This window comes from Phytobacter massiliensis JC163, assembly GCF_000321045.1.
Lineage (GTDB): Bacteria > Pseudomonadota > Gammaproteobacteria > Enterobacterales > Enterobacteriaceae > Phytobacter_A > Phytobacter_A massiliensis.
In genome coordinates this window covers 10943-29938 of record NZ_HE578945.1, presented here as the reverse complement: position 1 = coordinate 29938, position 18996 = coordinate 10943, and the positions used below count along the sequence as shown (strand labels likewise).

The 18996-nt window shown below is 55.7% G+C and carries 21 protein-coding genes; 5 read left to right on the top strand and 16 right to left on the bottom strand.

The features are described 5' to 3' along the window. Positions 1 to 8: 8 nt before the first annotated feature. Positions 9 to 902, bottom strand: a complete 894-nt coding sequence (gene murQ / locus ENTHG_RS00480; protein WP_044178809.1) for an N-acetylmuramic acid 6-phosphate etherase — start codon at positions 900 to 902, stop codon at positions 9 to 11. Positions 903 to 1020: 118 nt separating this feature from the next. On the opposite strand from murQ, the gene ENTHG_RS00475 reads away from it, so the two are divergent. Then, positions 1021 to 1869, top strand: a complete 849-nt coding sequence (locus ENTHG_RS00475; protein WP_044172248.1) for a MurR/RpiR family transcriptional regulator — start codon at positions 1021 to 1023, stop codon at positions 1867 to 1869. Between the two features lie 29 nt (positions 1870 to 1898). Here ENTHG_RS00475 and ENTHG_RS00470 read toward each other — a convergent pair whose 3' ends face one another. Next, entirely contained in the window at positions 1899 to 2816 is a 918-nt protein-coding gene (locus tag ENTHG_RS00470; protein WP_044172245.1) for an oxidoreductase, read from the bottom strand. Positions 2817 to 2827: 11 nt separating this feature from the next. Beyond that, positions 2828 to 4033: an L-lactate MFS transporter gene (locus tag ENTHG_RS00465; protein ID WP_044172243.1), complete on the bottom strand. Its 1206-nt coding sequence runs from the start codon at positions 4031 to 4033 to the stop codon at positions 2828 to 2830. A 114-nt stretch (positions 4034 to 4147) separates the two neighbouring features. Between ENTHG_RS00465 and ENTHG_RS00460 the strand changes: the two genes are divergently transcribed. Both ENTHG_RS00460 and ENTHG_RS00455 read left to right on the top strand, forming a co-directional pair. After that, positions 4148 to 5041 carry a LysR substrate-binding domain-containing protein gene (locus ENTHG_RS00460; protein ID WP_044172240.1) on the top strand — a complete coding sequence of 298 codons (894 nt, stop codon included), beginning with the start codon at positions 4148 to 4150 and terminating at the stop codon, positions 5039 to 5041. 72 nt (positions 5042 to 5113) lie between these two features. After that, positions 5114 to 5374 carry a YfhL family 4Fe-4S dicluster ferredoxin gene (locus tag ENTHG_RS00455; RefSeq protein ID WP_044172237.1) on the top strand — a complete coding sequence of 87 codons (261 nt, stop codon included), beginning with the start codon at positions 5114 to 5116 and terminating at the stop codon, positions 5372 to 5374. On the opposite strand, the gene acpS is transcribed toward ENTHG_RS00455, so the two are convergent. From acpS to ENTHG_RS25920, 12 genes are all read right to left on the bottom strand, one after another. Then, positions 5371 to 5751 carry a holo-ACP synthase gene (gene acpS / locus ENTHG_RS00450; RefSeq protein WP_044172234.1) on the bottom strand — a complete coding sequence of 127 codons (381 nt, stop codon included), beginning with the start codon at positions 5749 to 5751 and terminating at the stop codon, positions 5371 to 5373. The genes ENTHG_RS00455 and acpS overlap by 4 nt on opposite strands. Beyond that, a complete protein-coding gene (gene pdxJ, locus ENTHG_RS00445; RefSeq protein ID WP_044172231.1) occupies positions 5751 to 6482 on the bottom strand; it encodes a pyridoxine 5'-phosphate synthase in 732 nt (243 codons plus the stop codon). Before pdxJ ends, acpS begins: the two co-directional genes overlap by 1 nt. A 103-nt stretch (positions 6483 to 6585) precedes the next feature. After that, positions 6586 to 7293 (bottom strand): DNA repair protein RecO, encoded by a 708-nt coding sequence (recO, locus tag ENTHG_RS00440; protein WP_044172228.1) that lies wholly within the window; start codon positions 7291 to 7293, stop codon positions 6586 to 6588. 12 nt (positions 7294 to 7305) lie between these two features. After that, the gene (era, locus tag ENTHG_RS00435) at positions 7306 to 8220 is read right to left on the bottom strand and encodes a GTPase Era (protein ID WP_044172223.1); all 915 of its coding nucleotides are present in this window, start codon (positions 8218 to 8220) and stop codon (positions 7306 to 7308) included. Next, a complete protein-coding gene (rnc, locus tag ENTHG_RS00430; RefSeq protein ID WP_044172221.1) occupies positions 8217 to 8897 on the bottom strand; it encodes a ribonuclease III in 681 nt (226 codons plus the stop codon). Before rnc ends, era begins: the two co-directional genes overlap by 4 nt. Before the next feature lie 241 nt (positions 8898 to 9138). After that, positions 9139 to 10113, bottom strand: a complete 975-nt coding sequence (lepB, locus tag ENTHG_RS00425; protein ID WP_044172218.1) for a signal peptidase I — start codon at positions 10111 to 10113, stop codon at positions 9139 to 9141. Positions 10114 to 10128: 15 nt separating this feature from the next. Beyond that, positions 10129 to 11928 (bottom strand): translation elongation factor 4, encoded by a 1800-nt coding sequence (lepA, locus tag ENTHG_RS00420; protein WP_044172216.1) that lies wholly within the window; start codon positions 11926 to 11928, stop codon positions 10129 to 10131. Between the two features lie 169 nt (positions 11929 to 12097). Continuing rightward, a complete protein-coding gene (rseC, locus tag ENTHG_RS00415) occupies positions 12098 to 12568 on the bottom strand; it encodes a SoxR-reducing system protein RseC (protein WP_044172213.1) in 471 nt (156 codons plus the stop codon). After that, the gene (gene rseB, locus ENTHG_RS00410; protein WP_044172209.1) at positions 12565 to 13518 is read right to left on the bottom strand and encodes a sigma-E factor regulatory protein RseB; all 954 of its coding nucleotides are present in this window, start codon (positions 13516 to 13518) and stop codon (positions 12565 to 12567) included. The genes rseC and rseB overlap by 4 nt, the downstream gene beginning before the upstream one ends. Next, positions 13518 to 14168, bottom strand: coding sequence for an anti-sigma-E factor RseA (gene rseA / locus ENTHG_RS00405; protein WP_044172206.1), 651 nt, complete (start codon positions 14166 to 14168; stop codon positions 13518 to 13520). The genes rseB and rseA overlap by 1 nt, the downstream gene beginning before the upstream one ends. Before the next feature lie 31 nt (positions 14169 to 14199). After that, a complete protein-coding gene (gene rpoE / locus ENTHG_RS00400; protein WP_044172203.1) occupies positions 14200 to 14775 on the bottom strand; it encodes an RNA polymerase sigma factor RpoE in 576 nt (191 codons plus the stop codon). Then, a complete protein-coding gene (locus ENTHG_RS25920; protein ID WP_237567466.1) occupies positions 14772 to 14831 on the bottom strand; it encodes a hypothetical protein in 60 nt (19 codons plus the stop codon). Before ENTHG_RS25920 ends, rpoE begins: the two co-directional genes overlap by 4 nt. Positions 14832 to 15197: 366 nt before the next feature. On the opposite strand from ENTHG_RS25920, the gene nadB reads away from it, so the two are divergent. After that, positions 15198 to 16817 carry an L-aspartate oxidase gene (gene nadB, locus ENTHG_RS00395; protein WP_044172201.1) on the top strand — a complete coding sequence of 540 codons (1620 nt, stop codon included), beginning with the start codon at positions 15198 to 15200 and terminating at the stop codon, positions 16815 to 16817. Here the strand turns inward: nadB and trmN are convergent. Then, the gene (trmN, locus tag ENTHG_RS00390) at positions 16802 to 17539 is read right to left on the bottom strand and encodes a tRNA(1)(Val) (adenine(37)-N(6))-methyltransferase TrmN (RefSeq protein ID WP_044172198.1); all 738 of its coding nucleotides are present in this window, start codon (positions 17537 to 17539) and stop codon (positions 16802 to 16804) included. The genes nadB and trmN overlap by 16 nt on opposite strands. A 130-nt stretch (positions 17540 to 17669) precedes the next feature. Here trmN and srmB point away from each other — a divergent pair. Beyond that, a partial coding sequence (srmB, locus tag ENTHG_RS00385; protein WP_071825774.1) for an ATP-dependent RNA helicase SrmB occupies positions 17670 to 18996 on the top strand: 1327 nt, incomplete at its 3' end.

Below are 18996 nucleotides of genomic sequence, written 5' to 3'. Positions count from 1 at the left end.
AACGCCTCTTAGTTGTTTAAAGCCGCCCGTAAAAAACCATGGTGAGCGCTGAGTCTGGCTCTGGCCGCCTGCGCGTCCAGCCCGGTGAGAATCATTAAAATGGCGGGTTTTACCTCAAAATCGGTCTGGCGCAGCACCGCTTCCGCCTCGTCGCGGGAAGCGCCGGTTGCCTCTATCACCATGCGGCAGGCGCGATCCACCAGTTTGATATTGCTGGCTTTCATGTCGACCATCAGGTTCTGATAGACCTTACCGAACTTCACCATCGCGCCGGTGGAGATCATATTGAGCACCAGTTTTTGCGCCGTGCCCGACTTAAGCCGCGTGGAGCCGGTCAGCGCCTCAGGGCCGACCACCGGCGAGATGGCGATCTCCGCTTCATGAGCAATGGGCGAGTCGGGATTACAGGAGATGGCAACCGTAGTACAACCGGTACGCCGGGCATATTTCAGCCCGCCGATAACATAGGGCGTGCGCCCCGATGCGGCGAGCCCCACCACCAGATCGTGCGGCGTCAACGACAGCGCGACGAGGTCGTCTTCACCAAGCTGGGCATTGTCTTCCGCCCCTTCTACCGCTTTTAACAGCGCGCCCGGACCGCCCGCAATCAGCCCCACCACCAGCCCGTGCGGCACGCCGAAGGTCGGCGGGCACTCGGAAGCGTCAAGTACGCCCAGTCGTCCGCTGGTGCCCGCGCCCATATAAATTATCCTGCCGCCCGCTTTTAACGCCGTCGCGGCGGCGTCTACCGCACGGGCGACCTGCGGCAGCGTGGCTTTAACCGCCTGCGCCACCAGCGCGTCCTGCTCGTTGAAACGGGTGACAAGGTCGAGGGTGGACAGCGCGTCGAGATCCATGGTTTGGGGATTACGCGTTTCAGAAACCAGTGCGCCAAGATTCATTTTTTGTTCCTTAAGAATTTTTAATTCATAATAGAACGATAACATGGAATATAAAATTCATCCGCCTGCGACAAACGCGTATTTCCTGTAACGATCACAATTTATCTTCGGAGACGTTATGAACTGCCTGATTCGTATCCGTCAGCGTTATGCCGCCTTTGCCCGCAGCGATAAACGGCTGGCGGATTTTTTACTGGCCGAGCCGGATCGCGCCCGCCATCTCAGCTCGCAACAGCTGGCCGCCGAAGCGGGTGTCAGCCAGTCGAGCGTGGTGAAATTTGCCCAGAAGCTTGGCTTTAAAGGGTTCCCGGCGCTGAAACTGGCGATAAGCGAGGCGCTGGCAAGCAACCCGGAACCGCTGGCGGTGACCGTCCACAACCAGATTCGCGGCGACGATCCGCTGCGGGTGGTGGGCGAAAAATTGATCCACGAGAATCTCAGCGCCATGCGCGCTTCGCTGGACGTCAACAGCGAAGAAAAATTGCGTCAGGCGGTGGAAATGCTGCAGGGCGCGCGGCGTATCGTCCTCACCGGCATTGGCGCGTCCGGGCTGGTGGCGCGTAATTTTAGCTGGAAGCTGATGAAAATCGGCCTTAACGCGGTGGCCGAGCAGGATATGCATGCTCTGCTGGCGACGGTACAGGCGATGGGGCCGCAGGATTTATTACTGCCTGTCTCCTACTCCGGGACGCGGCGCGAGATCAATATGGCCGCCGACGAGACGCTGCGGGTGGGGGCGAAGATCCTGGCGATCACCGGCTTTACGCCCAACGCCCTGCAACAGCGCGCCAGCCACTGCCTCTACACTATCGCCGAGGAACAGGCGACGCGAAGTGCGGCAATCTCCTCCACCAGCGCGCAGATGATGCTGACCGACCTGCTTTTTATGGCGCTGGTACAGCAGGATATTGAACATGCGCCGGAGCGGATCCGCCACAGTGAAGAACTGGTGAAAAAACTGATTTAGAGCCCCCTGCATGCAGGGGGCTGGTGGGGCTAGCGCTGTTCTTTCGCGTGGATAAGCTGCGTCAGCAGGCGGTTTACCGGCACGGGGATGTTCTCCTGCTCGCCGATACGGGCAATCGCGCCGTTCAGATAGTCGATTTCAGTCAGCCGCCCCTTTTGCAGATCCTGATGCATTGAGGGGTAGTGATGGCCGCTTTCGCGAGGATCGAAGACCTTCTTAACGGTATTCAGCACCATCTCTTCGGTAAGGGGAATGCCCTGGCTGACGGCTACCTGCACGAACTCTTTTATCACTGAGGTGGCCAGGTCCAGCGCCATCGTCAGCTTGCCAAATTCGCCCACGTTGCAGTCCAGCAGGGCGCAGTAGGTGTTCATTACGCTGTTAAAGGCGGCTTTTTTCCAGATAGATAACAGCACGTTCTCGCTGATTTCTGTATTCAGACCTGCCCGGTTAAACAGCGCCACCACCTGCTCTTCCATTGCCGTATCGCTGCTGGCGATGGGTTGCAGTTCAATGTTCCCCGAACCCGTGGCGCGTATATGGCCCGGCCCTTCCAGCTCGCATGACCATAACGTCACCCCGGCGTAAATCACGTCACGCGGCACGTAATTCGCCAGCGTATCGATATTGCCAAGGCCGTTGGACAGGGTCATCACCACTTTTGCCGAACCAAGCACAGGCTGGATTTTTTTCAGCATGCTCTCCATCTGCATGGCTTTAGTGAAGAGGATGATCACATCGAAGTGGCCTTCTGCCTCATCCGCCAGCATCGCCGGAATCGGATAATGTTTTTGCGTGGTTTCCGTTTCAACGTACAACCCTTGCTGGCGAATGGCGTCAATATGCGCCTGCCAGCCGTCAATAAGCGTTACATCCGCGCCTGCGTCCATCAACATATAGCCAAAACGACATCCCATAGCGCCTGCACCGGCAATAGCTATTTTCATTACAGACTCCTTTAAACAGGCTGATTAATTTTTTGCACAATTTTCGTTGCGTAAGATTTCGTCACCATTGTCAGGACGACACCGACCAGTAACAGGACAATGGTTAAGATGAATACCGGGTTGTAGCTGCCGGTGTACTTATCCATCGCAGAGGTCACATAAGGGGCGATAACGGCGCCGACGGCGAAGCCAAAGTACATAAAGCCGTAGTTAAGCCCCTGGTTGCGCATACCAAAATTCTGGCTGGTCAGGCCGGGGAAAATCACCAGAATCCCGGCGTAGGCGAACCCGACGCCAAGGGCGCAGCAGTAGAAGACGGCCGTGTTGCCGTTGAAGGCCAGCAGCAACGCAAAGCAAAGGCAGGTAAAGAGGTAAACGACCACCAGCGTGTTATAGCCGCCCAGTTTGTCCGTCACACCTCCCCAGAACAGACGCCCGACGGAGTTGAAAATAGAGACCAGGCTGACCACCAGCGCTCCGGAAGCAAGGCCATACTGCGCCATACCGATTTGCGCGGAGGTGGAGCTGATGACCATCCCGGAGAAGACACCCAGCCCAAGAATGGCGAACAGCAGCCAGAAGCGCGTGTCTTTCAGCATCATGCGGTAATCTTTATCCATCGGCGAGGCGGCAATGCCGCCGCTGTCTTTCGCAGGCGCGCTGCGGATAAAAAACTGCACAATAAAAATAACCACCAGATAGACCACGCCAAGGTACAGCAGCGCCTGGCTAATATCCTGGGTTAGCCCCATGAAATATTCGGCAAGACGGGTGCAAATCAGCGTGCCGCAGCCAACGCCCGCCAGCACAATGCCGCTGGCAAGACCGCGACGGTCGGGGAAGAATTTGAGGATATTATTCAGGTTACCGGTAAACGCCAGCCCTGAGCCCAGGCCTGCTACCAGCCCGTAGGTGATAAATAATCCCGGCAGGGTGGTAACAAAGCCTGACAAAATAAAACCGGCGGAAAAAAGGATGCCGCCGATAACAATCGCCTGCTTCCCTTTACCGTTATCGATCAGTTTACCGCCCCATATCATGGGAATCGGGATAATGCCCATATTAATTGAGAAGGCCAGCGCCAGCGTGGCCGGGTCCCAATGGTACTGTTCCATCATCGGGGTTTTGAAAAAGCTAAATGCATAGACGCCGCCTAATACAAAATTTATACAGACGTGCGCCGCAAGCATCCCCCATCGATTTATTGACGTTGCCATTTGTTTCACCTTTTTAAAAAATACTGATCACAGTTTAAAAAAAGGCATATGGGCAGACAATTTGGTATTTTTTATAATGCCTATAGGAAAATTTTATCTATGGCGATACTTATAATGAATATTAAACAGCTCCAGTCATTTCTTGTGCTGTGCGATGAACGGCACTATGGTCGCGCAGCCAACCGGCTTTTTATTACTCAGCCAACATTAAGCCAACAAATAAAACAGCTGGAAACATCACTGAAAACTATTCTCTTTCGCCGAAAAGGAAGAAACATAGAATTAACAAAAGCGGGGGCTATTCTGCAACAGCATGCGGAAAAAATAATGCTGGCGCTCAAAAATGCGGAAAATGATCTGCTGCCCTATCTCCATCAGCAGCGCGACAGGATCCTGCTGGGGGTGTCCGGCAGCCATCTGGCGCTGCCGGTATTCGGGCAGTTTACCCGCCTTCACCCTGAAATATCCCTGAACGTAAAAGAGCTATCCACCGAGCAAACGGTGAAGCATATCGTCGCCAACACGCTGGAGATAGGCATTGTCTACCAGACCGTTATCCCGGCCCAGTTGAGTGCGACCGTGCTTTTCGAAGATGAAATTATCGCCGCCGTGCCTGTGAGCCACCCTCTGGCGCAGGAAACGCGCCTTTCCCTTGAGCAGTTAAACGATCAGCCGCTTATTGTGCTTAATGAGACATTATTGTTAAGGAATGTTATTAACAGTGAGTTAAATAAAAGGAAAGTTATACCGAATATTATTTGCGAGCTGGACAACCACTATTCCTGCCTGGAATATGCGCAGGCGCAAATAGGCATTGCTCTTATTACCCGCTCCGTCTGCCGTTCATCCGCGCCTAAAAACGTGCGCCTGATGTCGTTATCGGTTCCCGCCTTTTTTCATTCGGTGATGCTGGTGCATAACAATGAGCTTTTGCTGGATGAGCCGATGCTCTGCCTGCTGTCGCAGATTAAACATTTTTACAGCCATGACGCGCAGCCCACTGCGTAAAAATTATGTTTCGCGGAGAAAATGCGCGTATAATGCCCGGCCTGTTTAAGTGAGGTTATTGAGAATTTCCTGATGGCGCTGTTAATCACTAAAAAATGCATCAACTGCGATATGTGCGAGCCGGAGTGTCCGAATGAGGCTATCTCTATGGGCGACAGCATTTATGAGATTAACAGCGACCGCTGCACCGAATGCATCGGCCACTACGAGACGCCTACCTGCCAGAAAGTGTGCCCGATTCCAAACACTATCTTAAAAGATCCCGCCCGGATGGAGAGCGAGGAGCAGCTGTGGGATAAGTTCGTACAGCTGCACCACGCGGATAAAATTTAGCTTTCGATAATCACCGTCGCGCAGGCGTAGTGGCGCTCATCCGCCAGGGTGACGTGGGTCGCACGCACGCCCATACGCTCCGCCAGCCGCTGCGCCTCACTCCAGAAGCGCAGACGCGGCTTACCCAGTTCATCGTTATAAACCTCAAACTGGTTGAAAGCCAGCCCGTTACGTATACCGGTGCCAAACGCCTTAGCTGCGGCCTCTTTAACCGCAAAACGCTTGGCCAGAAAACGTACCGGCTGCTGATGCGCCTGATAGAGAGCCCATTCGTTTTCACTGAGCACGCGTTTCGCCAGCCGATCGCCGCTACGGGCGATCACCGCTTCAATGCGCTCGATTTCTACGATATCCGTGCCGAGCCCCAGGATAGCCATTACCGACGCGCTTCCACCATCAGACGTTTCATCTCCGCCACCGCCTCTTTCAGGCCGCTCATTACCGCGCGGCCAATAATGGCGTGACCGATATTAAGCTCATGCATCTCCGGCAGCCGGGCGATAGCCTGCACGTTATGGTAGGTCAGGCCATGACCGGCGTTCACTTTCAGCCCCAGGCTTGCCGCATAGGTTGCCGCTTTAGCGATGCGCGCCAGCTCTTTCGCCTGTTCGGCCTCATTTTTAGCATCCGCATAGCAGCCGGTGTGAATTTCAATATAGGGGGCGCCAACTTCCGCGGCGGCTTTAATTTGATCGGCGTCGGCATCAATAAAGAGCGACACCAGAATGCCCGCCTCCGCGAGGCGCGAACAGGCGTCGCGCATTTTGTCACGCTGACCGGCCACGTCCAGCCCGCCTTCGGTGGTCACCTCCTGGCGTTTTTCCGGCACCAGGCAGCAGAAATGAGGCCGGGTCTCAACGGCGATTTTCAGCATCTCTTCGGTAACCGCCATCTCCAGATTCATACGCGTGTCAAGCGTCTGGCGCAGCAGGCGCACGTCGCGGTCGGTGATATGGCGACGATCTTCACGCAGATGCACGGTGATGCCATCCGCTCCCGCCTGCTCGGCGATGAACGCCGCCTGAACCGGGTCAGGGTAGGCGGTGCCGCGCGCATTGCGCAGCGTGGCGATATGGTCGATGTTAACGCCTAAGAGTAATTCAGCCATGACAATCCTCTGTTTTTTTGTCGTGAGAATTTATGTTCCCCTCACCCCGACCCTCTCCCCCAAAAGGGCGAGGGGGGAAAAGCCTGCCGTTCAGCCTGTATTGTCACCGCTTTGGCACAAACTGGCGGAAGAGCTCGCGGCTCTTTAACGGTTTGCCGCCAAGATACGGCTTTAACGCCATCCGGGTAAAGCGTTTTGCCGCCCGCAGGGTGTCGGCATCGGGAAAATCGCGCTCATAGAGGGCGCGCAGCTGCCGGCCGGTAAAGGTGTTGTTATCAATCACCACGCTTGCGATAAACCCTTTCTCTTCGCGGTAGCGATAGGTCATACCGTCTTCAACCTCGTCACCACTGCCCGCACAGTGCAAGAAATCGACGCCGTAACCTAAATGACCCAGCAGCGCCAGCTCGAAGCGCCGGAGCGTTGGCTCTGGCGAGCCTGTAGCGCCAGCAAGGGCCTGAATGCAGTGCAGGTAATCAAAGAAAAGTTCTGAAAAGCGGGTCTCGTGTTCCAGCACCCTGGAGATAAGCTCATTAACGTAGAGACCGCTGTAAAGCGTGATGCCGGAGAGGGGCAGCGCCAGTGAAACCGCCTCAGCGCTGCGCAGCGTTTTAACTTCGCCGCGCCCGCCAAAGCGCACCAGTAAGGGGGTAAAAGGCTGCAGCGCGCCTTTCAGGTTAGAACGTTTAGCCCGCGCGCCTTTTGCTACAAGACGCACGCGGCCCGACTCTTCCGTGAAGACGTCCAGCATCAGGCTGGTTTCGCTCCAGGGGCGACTGTGCAGGACAAACGCGCGCTGCCACCCTTCCATAGCGTATGAAACTCAGAGGTCGTCGACATAACCGAGACTACGCAGCGCGCGTTCGTCGTCGGCCCAGCCGGATTTCACTTTCACCCACAGTTCGAGGTGCACCGGCGCTTCGAACATCTCCTGCATATCTTCACGCGCTTCAATACCGATGGTTTTGATTTTGGCCCCTTTGTTGCCAATCACCATCTTTTTCTGCCCTTCGCGTTCAACGAGGATCAGACCGTTGATATCGTAACCGCCGCGTTCGTTGGTCTGAAAACGTTCGATCTCAACGGTAACGGAGTAAGGCAGTTCCGCGCCGAGAAAACGCATCAGCTTCTCACGGATAATTTCCGAGGCCATAAAGCGCTGGGAGCGGTCGGTGATGTAATCTTCCGGGAAGTGGTGAATCGCTTCCGGCAGGTGCTTGCGTACAATGCCCGCGACCGTATCAACGTTCATGCCTGTTTCCGCTGAGATCGGTACGATATCGAGGAAGTTCATCTGGCTTGCAAGGAACTGCAGGTGCGGCAACAGATCGGCCTTTTCCTGCACGTTGTCCACTTTATTGACCGCCAGAATGACCGGGGCTTTACCGTCACGCAGTTTGTTGAGCACCATCTCGTCGTCCGGCGTCCAGCGGGTGCCTTCGACCACAAAGATAACCAGCTCAACGTCGCCAATGGAGCTGCTGGCCGCCTTGTTCATCAGGCGGTTGATGGCGCGCTTCTCTTCCATATGCAGGCCCGGCGTATCCACATAGATAGCCTGATACGCCCCCTCGGTATGGATACCGACGATACGGTGGCGAGTGGTCTGCGCTTTACGGGAAGTGATCGAGATCTTCTGCCCAAGCAGTTTGTTCAGCAGGGTGGATTTCCCCACGTTGGGACGACCAACGATGGCGATAAATCCGCAGTAGCTTTTTTCAGTATCTTCAGTGCTCATTCCAGCTCCAGTTGTTTCAGCGCCTGTTCGGCGGCGGCCTGCTCAGCCTTACGGCGGCTAGAACCTGTGCCTACCACCGGTTCTTTCAGGCCACTAACCTGGCAGTGGATAGTAAATTCCTGATCGTGTGCTTCGCCACGTACCTGCACCACCAGATAAGATGGCAGCGGCAGATGACGACCCTGCAAAAATTCCTGCAACCGCGTTTTCGGATCTTTTTGTTTATCGCCAGGACTGATTTCATCAAGGCGCGTCTGATACCAGCTCAGGATCAGTTTTTCAACGGTCTGGATATCGCTGTCCAGGAAGACCCCGCCGATGAGTGCTTCAACGGTATCAGCCAGAATCGATTCACGGCGGAAACCGCCGCTTTTCAGCTCACCCGGCCCTAAACGTAAACACTCGCCCAGTTCGAACTCGCGGGCGATCTCCGCCAGCGTATTGCCGCGCACCAGCGTCGCGCGCATCCGGCTCATATCGCCTTCATCAACGCGCGGGAAACGGTGGTACAACGCATTGGCAATAACAAAGCTCAAAATCGAGTCGCCAAGAAATTCAAGCCGTTCATTGTGTTTGCTGCTGGCACTGCGGTGCGTTAATGCCTGTTGCAACAGCTCCTGATGATGAAAAGTGTAGCCCAGCTTCCGCTGAAGCCGATTAATTACGATGGGGTTCATGCGATACCAATAGAATGAATGCGTCAACAATGCAGCACACGAAACCGACCTGAAATACGCCGCCCCTGGAGTGCGGAAATAACGTATACAACGCGCTTTCGTGTGCTGTGGCCCCCTGGAGAGCCAGCCTGAAACTTCGGGGGAATATTCTATACGTAACGACAGGGGATGTCGTTAGTCTGAATGGATTTATAGCTTAAATAATTCAGGTGCGGAGAATGACTCCGCACCTGACAGAAGATTAATGGATGCCGCCGATACGGTTTAAGCGTACCCCGGTCGGCCATTCGCCTTCCTGTTTCTCAAAACTCATCCAGATCGCCGTGGCGCGCCCGACCAGATTCGCCTCGGGAACAAAGCCCCAGTAGCGGCTATCGGCGCTGTTGTCACGGTTATCACCCATCATAAAATAGTGGCCAGGCGGCACAATCCAGGTTGCCAGCGGCTGGTTCTGCTGCTTGTAATAGAGGCCGGCCTGGTCCTGAGCGATAGGCACGGTAAGAATACGGTGCGTCACATCGCCCAGCGTCTCTTTACGCTCGCCCAGACGGATGCCGTCTTCGCGGGTTTCGTTTTTCGGCGTCTGGAAGAAGCCGCTGCTGGCTTCCCCGCCTTCACGGCGGCCATAAGTCTGCACGAAATCGCTCGGCTCTACGTTGCTGTACGTTACAGGCACCGCATTATCACAGGCCTGCCCTGAACTGCAGTTTGGCTGAACCGTAACCTGTTTAGTGATGGGGTCGTAGCTGACTTTGTCTCCCGGCAGCCCAACTACACGCTTGATGTAGTCAAGACGCGGATCGTCCGGGTATTTAAAGACCGCGATATCGCCCCGTTTTGGGTGACCGGTTTCGATAAGCGTTTTCTGGTAGATAGGGTCTTTAATCCCGTAGGCAAACTTCTCTACCAGAATAAAATCGCCGATCAGCAACGTCGGCATCATCGAACCGGACGGGATCTGAAACGGCTCATAGATAAATGAGCGCACCACCAGCACAATCGCCAGCACCGGAAAGATCGACGCGCCCGTTTCCAGCCAGCCCGGTTTCGGGCCCACTTTTTTCAGCGTTTTTTTATCCAGCGCATCGCCCGTGGCCTGTTGCGCAGCGGCCTGACGCTCGCGGCGTTTCGGCGCAAAAATAAACTTATCCAGGCACCATAAAAAGCCCGTAATCAGGGTCGCAATGACCAGGATCAGGGCGAACATGTTCGCCATGCCAACTCCTTAGGATTATTTGCCGTCTTTGCCCACGTGCAGAATGGCGAGGAACGCTTCCTGCGGCAGTTCAACGTTACCGACCTGCTTCATGCGCTTCTTACCTTCTTTCTGTTTCTGCAGCAGCTTTTTCTTACGGCTCACGTCGCCGCCATAGCATTTTGCCAGTACGTTTTTACGCAGCTGTTTCACCGTCGAACGGGCGATAATATGGTTGCCAATGGCAGCCTGAATCGCGATATCGAACTGCTGACGCGGAATCAACTCTTTCATCTTCTCAACCAGCTCGCGGCCACGATACGGCGCGTTATCGTTGTGGGTGATCAGCGCCAGCGCATCCACGCGCTCGCCGTTGATCAGCACATCAACACGCACCATGTTCGACGCCTGGAAGCGTTTGAAGTTGTAATCCAGCGAGGCATAGCCGCGCGAAGTGGATTTCAGACGGTCAAAGAAGTCGAGTACCACTTCCGCCATCGGGATGTCGTAAGTCAGCGCCACCTGATTGCCGTGGTAAACCATATTGGTCTGCACGCCGCGTTTTTCTACGCAGAGGGTGATGACGTTGCCCAGATACTCTTGCGGCAACAGCATATGACACTCCGCAATCGGCTCGCGCAGTTCATTGATGTTGTTAAGCGGCGGCAGCTTGGAGGGGCTATCCACATAGACAACCTCTTTGTTGGTCATCTCTACTTCATAGACCACCGTCGGCGCGGTCGTGATCAGGTCGAGATCGTATTCGCGCTCCAGACGCTCCTGGATGATCTCCATATGCAGCAGGCCGAGGAAGCCGCAGCGGAAACCAAAGCCCAGCGCGGTCGAGCTTTCCGGCTCGTAGAACAGGGAGGCGTCGTTAAGGCTCAGCTTACCCAGCGCGTCGCGGAAGGCTTCATAATCATCGGAACTCACCGGGAACAGCCCGGCGTAAACCTGCGGCTTCACTTTTTTAAAGCCAGGCAGCGCCTTGTCAGCCGGGTTACGCGCCAGCGTCAGGGTATCGCCCACCGGCGCGCCCAGAATGTCTTTGATCGCGCAGACCAGCCAGCCTACCTCGCCGCATTTCAGCTCGGTGCGGTCGATCTGTTTTGGCGTGAAAATCCCCAGGCGATCGGCGTTGTAGGTCTGGCCGGTGCTCATCACCTTCACTTTATCGCCTTTACGCAGGGTGCCGTTTTTCACGCGGATAAGTGATACCACGCCCAGGTAGTTATCGAACCAGGAGTCGATGATCAGCGCCTGCAGCGGCGCATCCGGGTCCCCTTCCGGCGCCGGGATGTCGCGCACCAGGCGCTCAAGCACATCGGTGACGCCCACGCCGGTTTTCGCCGAGCAGCGCACCGCATCGGTGGCATCGATACCGACGATATCTTCAATCTCTTCGGCGACGCGCTCCGGATCGGCGGCAGGCAGGTCGATTTTGTTCAGTACCGGCACCACTTCGAGATCCATTTCAATGGCGGTATAGCAGTTTGCCAGCGTTTGCGCCTCAACGCCCTGGCCGGCATCCACCACCAGCAGCGCGCCTTCGCAGGCCGCCAGCGAGCGGGAAACCTCATAAGAGAAGTCAACGTGGCCGGGGGTATCGATAAAGTTCAGCTGATAGGTTTCGCCATCAGATGCTTTGTAATCCAGCGTAACGCTTTGTGCTTTGATAGTAATGCCGCGTTCACGCTCCAGATCCATCGAATCAAGCACCTGGGCTTCCATTTCGCGATCGGACAGGCCGCCGCAAATCTGGATAATACGGTCAGAGAGCGTCGACTTACCGTGGTCAATGTGAGCAATGATCGAAAAGTTACGTATATTCTTCATAGAGAGAGATTTTTTGCCTTACGAGTAACTAAGAGGCCGCGGTGCTGAGCCTGACGTCAAAAGTCTGAAACGCCGCATTCTACACTACAACCACAACGCGAGGAAATGCTCAAACTGGCAACAAACCCGCCGTCGCCCTTCCCCCACTACGCCAGAATTACAACAGAGGTTACTCGACAGACGCGTCATCGACGCGTAATATCCCAGGCGGCAGGCCAACGCTTATTATGACCGGTTGCCATTCGCTGCGGTTCGCCAGTTTTGGCGACAGGTAGCGGGCCACTAAAAAGCCCCCTGCGCCGCCCAACATTGCGCCGCACAGCGTAGGCAGATCCTGAGCGAACAGCATCTGGAACAGCCCGGCCATCAGGAAGAGCCCCACCAGCGGAGACATATAGACCAGCAGCGCCGAACTCAGCAGGCTGGCTTCGCCAATTCCCAGTTCAACTTTCTGACCGGCAATCAGCGGTTGCTCGCAGGGAACGGCAAGGGTGTGGGTCATTTGTGGCCCGAGTTTGTTCAGCACCCGGCTGCCGCAGCCAGCGCGGGAGGCGCAGCTGCTACAGGAGGCTTTAACATCGCACTGCACCAGCGCTTCGCCGTTTTGCCAGGAGACGACAGTCGCCCACTCTTTAATCATTGTGCCGCCCTGAATTTAACGCTGTCGGCAATGCGCTTCGCCGTCTGCGGAGGCAACTCGCCGACGATAGTGATTTCGGCATTGTTACGGACGGTGGTGCTCACCGTGCGCCGCCCGGTGCGCAGCATCTGGTCGCTGCTATTCTGGCTGGCGCGGTTCACGTTCACCGAGAAGCTAAACAGGCCGTCGGAATAGAGCCTGGATTCAACGGGCATCTCAACGGTAGGGAGCTGACGACGGCTGCTGGAAACCTCGCTAAAGCCCTGCGGAAGCCACGAGGGAGCCCAGTTAAAGCTCACCTCATTTCCCGGCGGGACGGAAAGCAGCGGCGGCAAGTTCGCCTTAGCCAGCGTTTGCATACTGTTGGCAACCTGCCCGTCCACGGTATACGCGATAACGCGGAACTGCTCCAGGGTTTCGCCGTCGCGGTCCAGCAGATCGACCCGCATGGGCAGACGGGTTTCCATGTCCATCCAGACAATGTAGCTGTAGCGCGTGCCGTCGCGGGCGACAACGCGAATCACCTCGCACAGGCGATCGGCGATACGCGTGCGTCCGACAGAGATAAAATCATACCAGGGAGCGAGGCGCTTAAAGTCGGTATAGACCAGCGAAGGGAGTGAATCGACGATGTAGTCGCCGTTAAGGGTAAAAGGTTCGAGACCCGGTTCGAAATAGCTTATCTCGTTACCGCGCTGAACCACTTCACGACGGGGACCGTCCATCTGAAGCAACTGGGCAAGCGCCTGGTTGTTAACTCGCGCATGGCGATAACGTAACGACTCCACCCCTTGCTTATTGATACTAATAAAGGACAGTTCGTAATTGAGTGACTGGCTCGCCACGTTCATCTGCTGCAACAACGCCCCGGACGAGACATCTGCCGAGGCGTTGCTGGAGAAGAACAGGCCTGCTGCCACAAGAGGCATTGCACACCAAAGTTGCTTCATTACTGCGATTGCGTTCCTAATGTTTGATTTCCCGGCACCTGCACAGCGGCCTGCTGCGTCTGCGCCTGTTCAAACTTAATCTGCTCGGAGTGCAGGCGGCGCTGCAGTTCATAATCCTGCAGCATAGCATTGATGCGGCGGCGCTGTTCCTGAACCTGCTGTTGCTGGCCGAGGTCGGCGGTAGCATCAGCCGGTACGCCCAGGCTGACCGGGCTCGCTTTACCCATCATCGGCAGGGTGTTAAACACCGGTGCCTCAGGTTGCTGCGTAGATTCAGACTGACCATTATAGTGCTGAACGCCAACAATAACAGCAAGCGAAACGCATGCCGCTACGCCCATCTGCGTCAGCTGGTTGGCCCAGGGACGAACTTTTGACCAGAACGGCATTTTTTGCCACTGGTGGGGCGCTGGCTGAGCTTCTGGAATCAATGGCGCTACGGGCTGAGCGGCCTCTTTTTCGATCGCGGCCATAACCTGCGCGGAAATATCGAAGTGGAGGTGGCTGGCGGTATCACCACGCATTGTGTCGCGAATGAGGTGATAGCTCTCCCAGGTTTTCTGCATTTCAGGACTGCGAGACAGCTCTGCGAGCAGTTCACTATCCAGCGTTTCACCATCCATTAAAGCGGAAAGTTGTTCTTTCTGCATGCCTCATACCTTTTCCAGTATCCCGCTATCGTCAACGCCTGATAAGCGGTTGAACTTTATTATCAATAGCTTCACGCGCACGGAAGATTCGTGAGCGTACTGTCCCTACCGGGCAATCCATGATGGCGGCTATCTCCTCATAGCTAAGACCATCCAACTCCCGTAACGTAATTGCCATGCGTAAATCTTCCGGGAGCGACTCGATAGTACGGAAAACTATTTGTCTCAGTTCTTCTGACAACATTAAGTTCTCAGGGTTCGAAATTTCTTTCAGCGCCCCGCCACTTTCGAAGTTTTCTGCTTCAATCGCATCAACATCGCTGGATGGCGGCCTGCGTCCCTGAGCAACCAGATAGTTTTTCGCTGTATTTACAGCGATACGGTATAGCCAGGTATAAAAAGCACTATCTCCCCGGAACGAATCCAGCGCGCGATAAGCCTTAATAAATGACTCCTGTACGACATCAGGCACGTCCCCTGAAGGAACATAGCGGGAAACCAGACTCGCCACTTTATGCTGGTAGCGTACTACCAGTAAGTTGAACGACTTCTGATCTCCCTTCTGGACCCTCTCGACAAGGACCTGATCCGTTAACTGCTCGCTCATCCGAGGTAAATTCTCCCCAAAACCAATTTCCACGCGTAATAGAAACGCCACTCCAATACTGCACTATGAGCAAGCAGCCAATTAGAGAGCAGGATTGTTAAAAAGTTCCGTTACGCTTTTGTTTTTGTAAATCATTCCGCAAACTTTTCGTTATGGCTCATTATAAGTCTGCCCATCCCGAACACGCTCTTCCCGTTGAAAAGCACATCAGATCGCCAGAGAGTACCGCAAGACTGGCTTTATTTCATCACCTAATCATTATGCGCTAACAATATGCGCCTAAACGGTTTTTTTATAGTGTAGCCGTACTTCACAGGGGCATCCTGTTTAGCCTGTTTTACTAAACGGTAAAAAACCGTGCGAAGTAAGCGACAGGAGTGCTATGCTGGCGCAACCTTGTTTAGTAAATTAAACACAACCTCATGAATACGTCTTCTGATCTCTCTTGCGATGTGCTGGTTATCGGTAGCGGGGCTGCGGGCCTGTCAGTCGCGCTGCGCCTCGCAGAACATCATCACGTTATCGTGCTGAGCAAAGGGCCGGTAAGCGAAGGGTCAACCTTCTATGCGCAGGGCGGTATCGCCGCCGTGTTTGACGAAACTGACAGCGTGGCGTCCCACGTCGAAGATACCCTGGTCGCAGGTGCTGGCATTGTTGAGCGCCAGGCGGCAGAGTTTGTCGCCAGCAACGCGCGCCATTGCGTACAGTGGCTGATCGATCAGGGCGTGCTGTTTGATACCCAAAAAGATGCGCAGGGAGCCCAGAGCTATCACCTGACCCGCGAGGGCGGCCACAGCCACCGCCGCATCCTGCACGCCGCCGATGCCACGGGCAAAGAGGTAGAGAACACGCTGGTCAGCAAAGCGCTCAATCACCCTAATATTGAGGTCATCGAACGCAGTAACGCGGTGGATTTAATCATCTCCGATAAAATCGGCCTGCCCGGTACGCGCCGGGTGGTAGGCGCCTGGGTCTGGAACCGTAATAAAGAGCGGGTCGAAACCTGCCGCGCCAGAGCCGTTGTGCTGGCAACGGGCGGCGCGTCGAAAGTGTACCAGTACACGACTAACCCTGATATTGCCTCAGGCGACGGGATTGCCATGGCCTGGCGCGCCGGATGCCGGGTGGCCAACCTGGAATTTAACCAGTTTCACCCGACGGCCCTGTTTCACCCGCAGGCGCGCAATTTTCTGCTGACGGAAGCCCTGCGCGGCGAAGGCGCGCATCTTAAACGCCCGGACGGCTCCCGCTTTATGCCCGATTTTGACGAGCGTGGCGAACTCGCGCCCCGTGATATCGTCGCCCGCGCTATCGATCATGAAATGAAGCGGCTGGGGGTTGATTGCATGTATCTCGATATTAGCCACCAGCCAGCGGCGTTTGTGCGCGAGCATTTTCCCATGATCTACGAGAAGCTGCTCGGTCTGGGAATTGATTTAACCACGGATCGGGTGCCGATTGTCCCGGCCGCGCATTATACCTGCGGCGGCGTTATGGTCGACGAGCACGGGCGTACCGATGTCGATGGCCTGTATGCGATAGGCGAAGTCAGCTATACCGGCCTGCACGGCGCGAATCGCATGGCCTCCAACTCGCTGCTTGAGTGTCTGGTTTATGGCTGGTCAGCCGCGGAAGATATTGCGCGGCGAATGCCCGTTACCCATGAAGTGCAGACGCTTCCAGGCTGGGATGAAAGCCGGGTTGACGATGCCGACGAGCGGGTGATTATCCAGCATAACTGGCATGAGCTGCGGCTGTTTATGTGGGACTATGTTGGGATTGTGCGCACCACCAAACGGCTGGAGCGCGCGCTGCGGCGCATTACGCTCCTGCAGCAGGAGATCGACGAATATTACGCCCACTTCCGCGTGTCGAATAACCTGCTGGAATTGCGTAACCTGGCGCAGGTGGCCGAGCTGATTATCCGCAGCGCCATGCAGCGCAAAGAAAGCCGCGGATTACACTTCACGCTGGACTACCCTGACCAGCTGGCAGAGAGCGGCCCGACAGTGCTTTCGCCCCTCTCTTACATAAAGAGATAAAACGCCTGGGTCAGCGCTGTGTAGCTCTCTGAATAGCGCTGATCGGCGCCGCGAATGGCCAGCCGGTCGGTGAAACACTCGCCGTCGGCTGGCGAGAAAGCCAGCAGCGCGCGATGAGGCAGACGGTTTTCATACTCGGCCACGTCGGTACGCAGACGCAGGTGCCAGCCCATACCCAGCGCTTTTTGCACAAAAGCATCGCTTATCTCTATCGGCAGGATCACACAGAAAAACCCTTCCTCGGTGATTAACGCTGCCGCGCACTCCAGTAACGCGCCGTGATCGAGCGTAGTGGTATAACGCGCCTGCTCGCGCTCGGGCGTGGCGCACTTTACCCCCTGGGTAAAAAAGGGAGGATTGCTGACAATCAGGTCATAACGTACCGTTTGCCCGGCGCTCCAGGCAAGAATATCGGCGTGGTGAACGGTAAAACGCCCTGCCCATGGCGAAGCCTGTGCGTTATCCTGTGCCTGCGAAGCGGCCTGCTCATCAAGCTCGACAGCATCTATGCTAACGCTCTCAGGAGTGCGCTGCGCCAGCATCAGGGCCACCAGCCCGCTGCCCGTACCGATATCCAGTACGCGTTTCGCCCGGGATACTGGCGCCCATGCGCCAAGCAGGATACCGTCAGTGCCGACTTTCATAGCACAGCGATCGTGCGCAATAAAGAAGGATTTAAATGTGAAGCCGTCGCGACGCAGCTGAGCCTTCGGGTGGGACATCTCTACAACCTCTTTCCGTGAACAGAGGTAGCATAGGGGAAAGCGTAACGCGGTAAAAGCAATAAGCAGACAAACAGATGAAGATTACAGCCGTAACGTCTATAATCAGCGCCCCACACAGAGGTAGAACATGACTGTAACGACTTTTTCCGAACTCGAACTCGACGAAAGCCTGCTGGACGCGCTCCAGGATAAAGGCTTCACACGCCCGACCGCCATCCAGGCCGCCGCCATCCCGCCTGCGCTTGAAGGGCGTGATGTGCTCGGTTCCGCGCCAACGGGCACGGGTAAAACGGCGGCGTATTTGCTGCCCGCGTTGCAGCACCTGCTGGATTTTCCGCGTAAAAAATCAGGCCCGCCGCGTATTCTGATCCTGACGCCAACCCGCGAGCTGGCCATGCAGGTTGCCGATCACGCCCGTGAACTGGCGAAGCATACTCACCTCGATATCGCGACCATTACCGGCGGCGTGGCCTATATGAACCACGCCGAGGTGTTCAGCGAAAACCAGGATATCGTGGTGGCAACCACCGGGCGACTGCTGCAATACATTAAAGAAGAGAACTTTGATTGCCGTGCGGTTGAAACCCTCATCCTTGACGAGGCAGACCGTATGCTGGATATGGGCTTTGCCCAGGACATCGAGCATATTTCCGGTGAAACCCGCTGGCGCAAGCAGACGATGCTTTTCTCCGCCACGCTCGAAGGCGATGCCATTAAAGACTTTGCGGAGCGCCTGCTGGAAGACCCGGTAGAAGTTTCCGCCACGCCTTCTACCCGCGAGCGTAAGAAGATTCACCAGTGGTACTACCGCGCCGATAATTTTGACCACAAGCTGGCGCTGCTGAAACACCTTCTACAGCAGTCAGACGTTACCCGCTCAATCGTCTTCGTTCGTAAGCGTGAGCGCGTGCACGAACTGGCGGAAATGCTGCGCCTGGCGGGCATTCCTAACTGCTACCTGGAAGGTGAAATGGCGCAGGCTAAGCGTGTTGAAGGTATCAAACGCCTCACCGATGGCCGCGTAAATGTGCTGGTCGCTACTGACGTCGCGGCACGCGGGATTGATATTCCTGACGTAAGCCACGTGTTCAACTTCGACATGCCCCGCAGCGGCGATACCTACCTGCACCGTATTGGCCGCACCGGTCGCGCCGGACGCAAAGGCACGGCTATCTCTCTGGTGGAAGCTCACGACCACCTGCTGCTGCTGAAAATTGGCCGCTACATTGAGGAGCCGCTGAAATCCCGGGTGATTGAGGAGCTGCGTCCGAGTTCGCGTCCGCCTAGCGAGAAAATGACCGGCAAACCGTCGAAAAAGGTTCTTGCTAAACGCGAAGAGAAGAAAAAAGAGAAAGAAAAAGAGAAGCCGCGCGTGAAAAAGCGCCATCGTGATACCAAAAATATTGGTAAACGCCGCAAGCCAGCCGCCGCTGCTACGCCGCAGAATAGTGAAG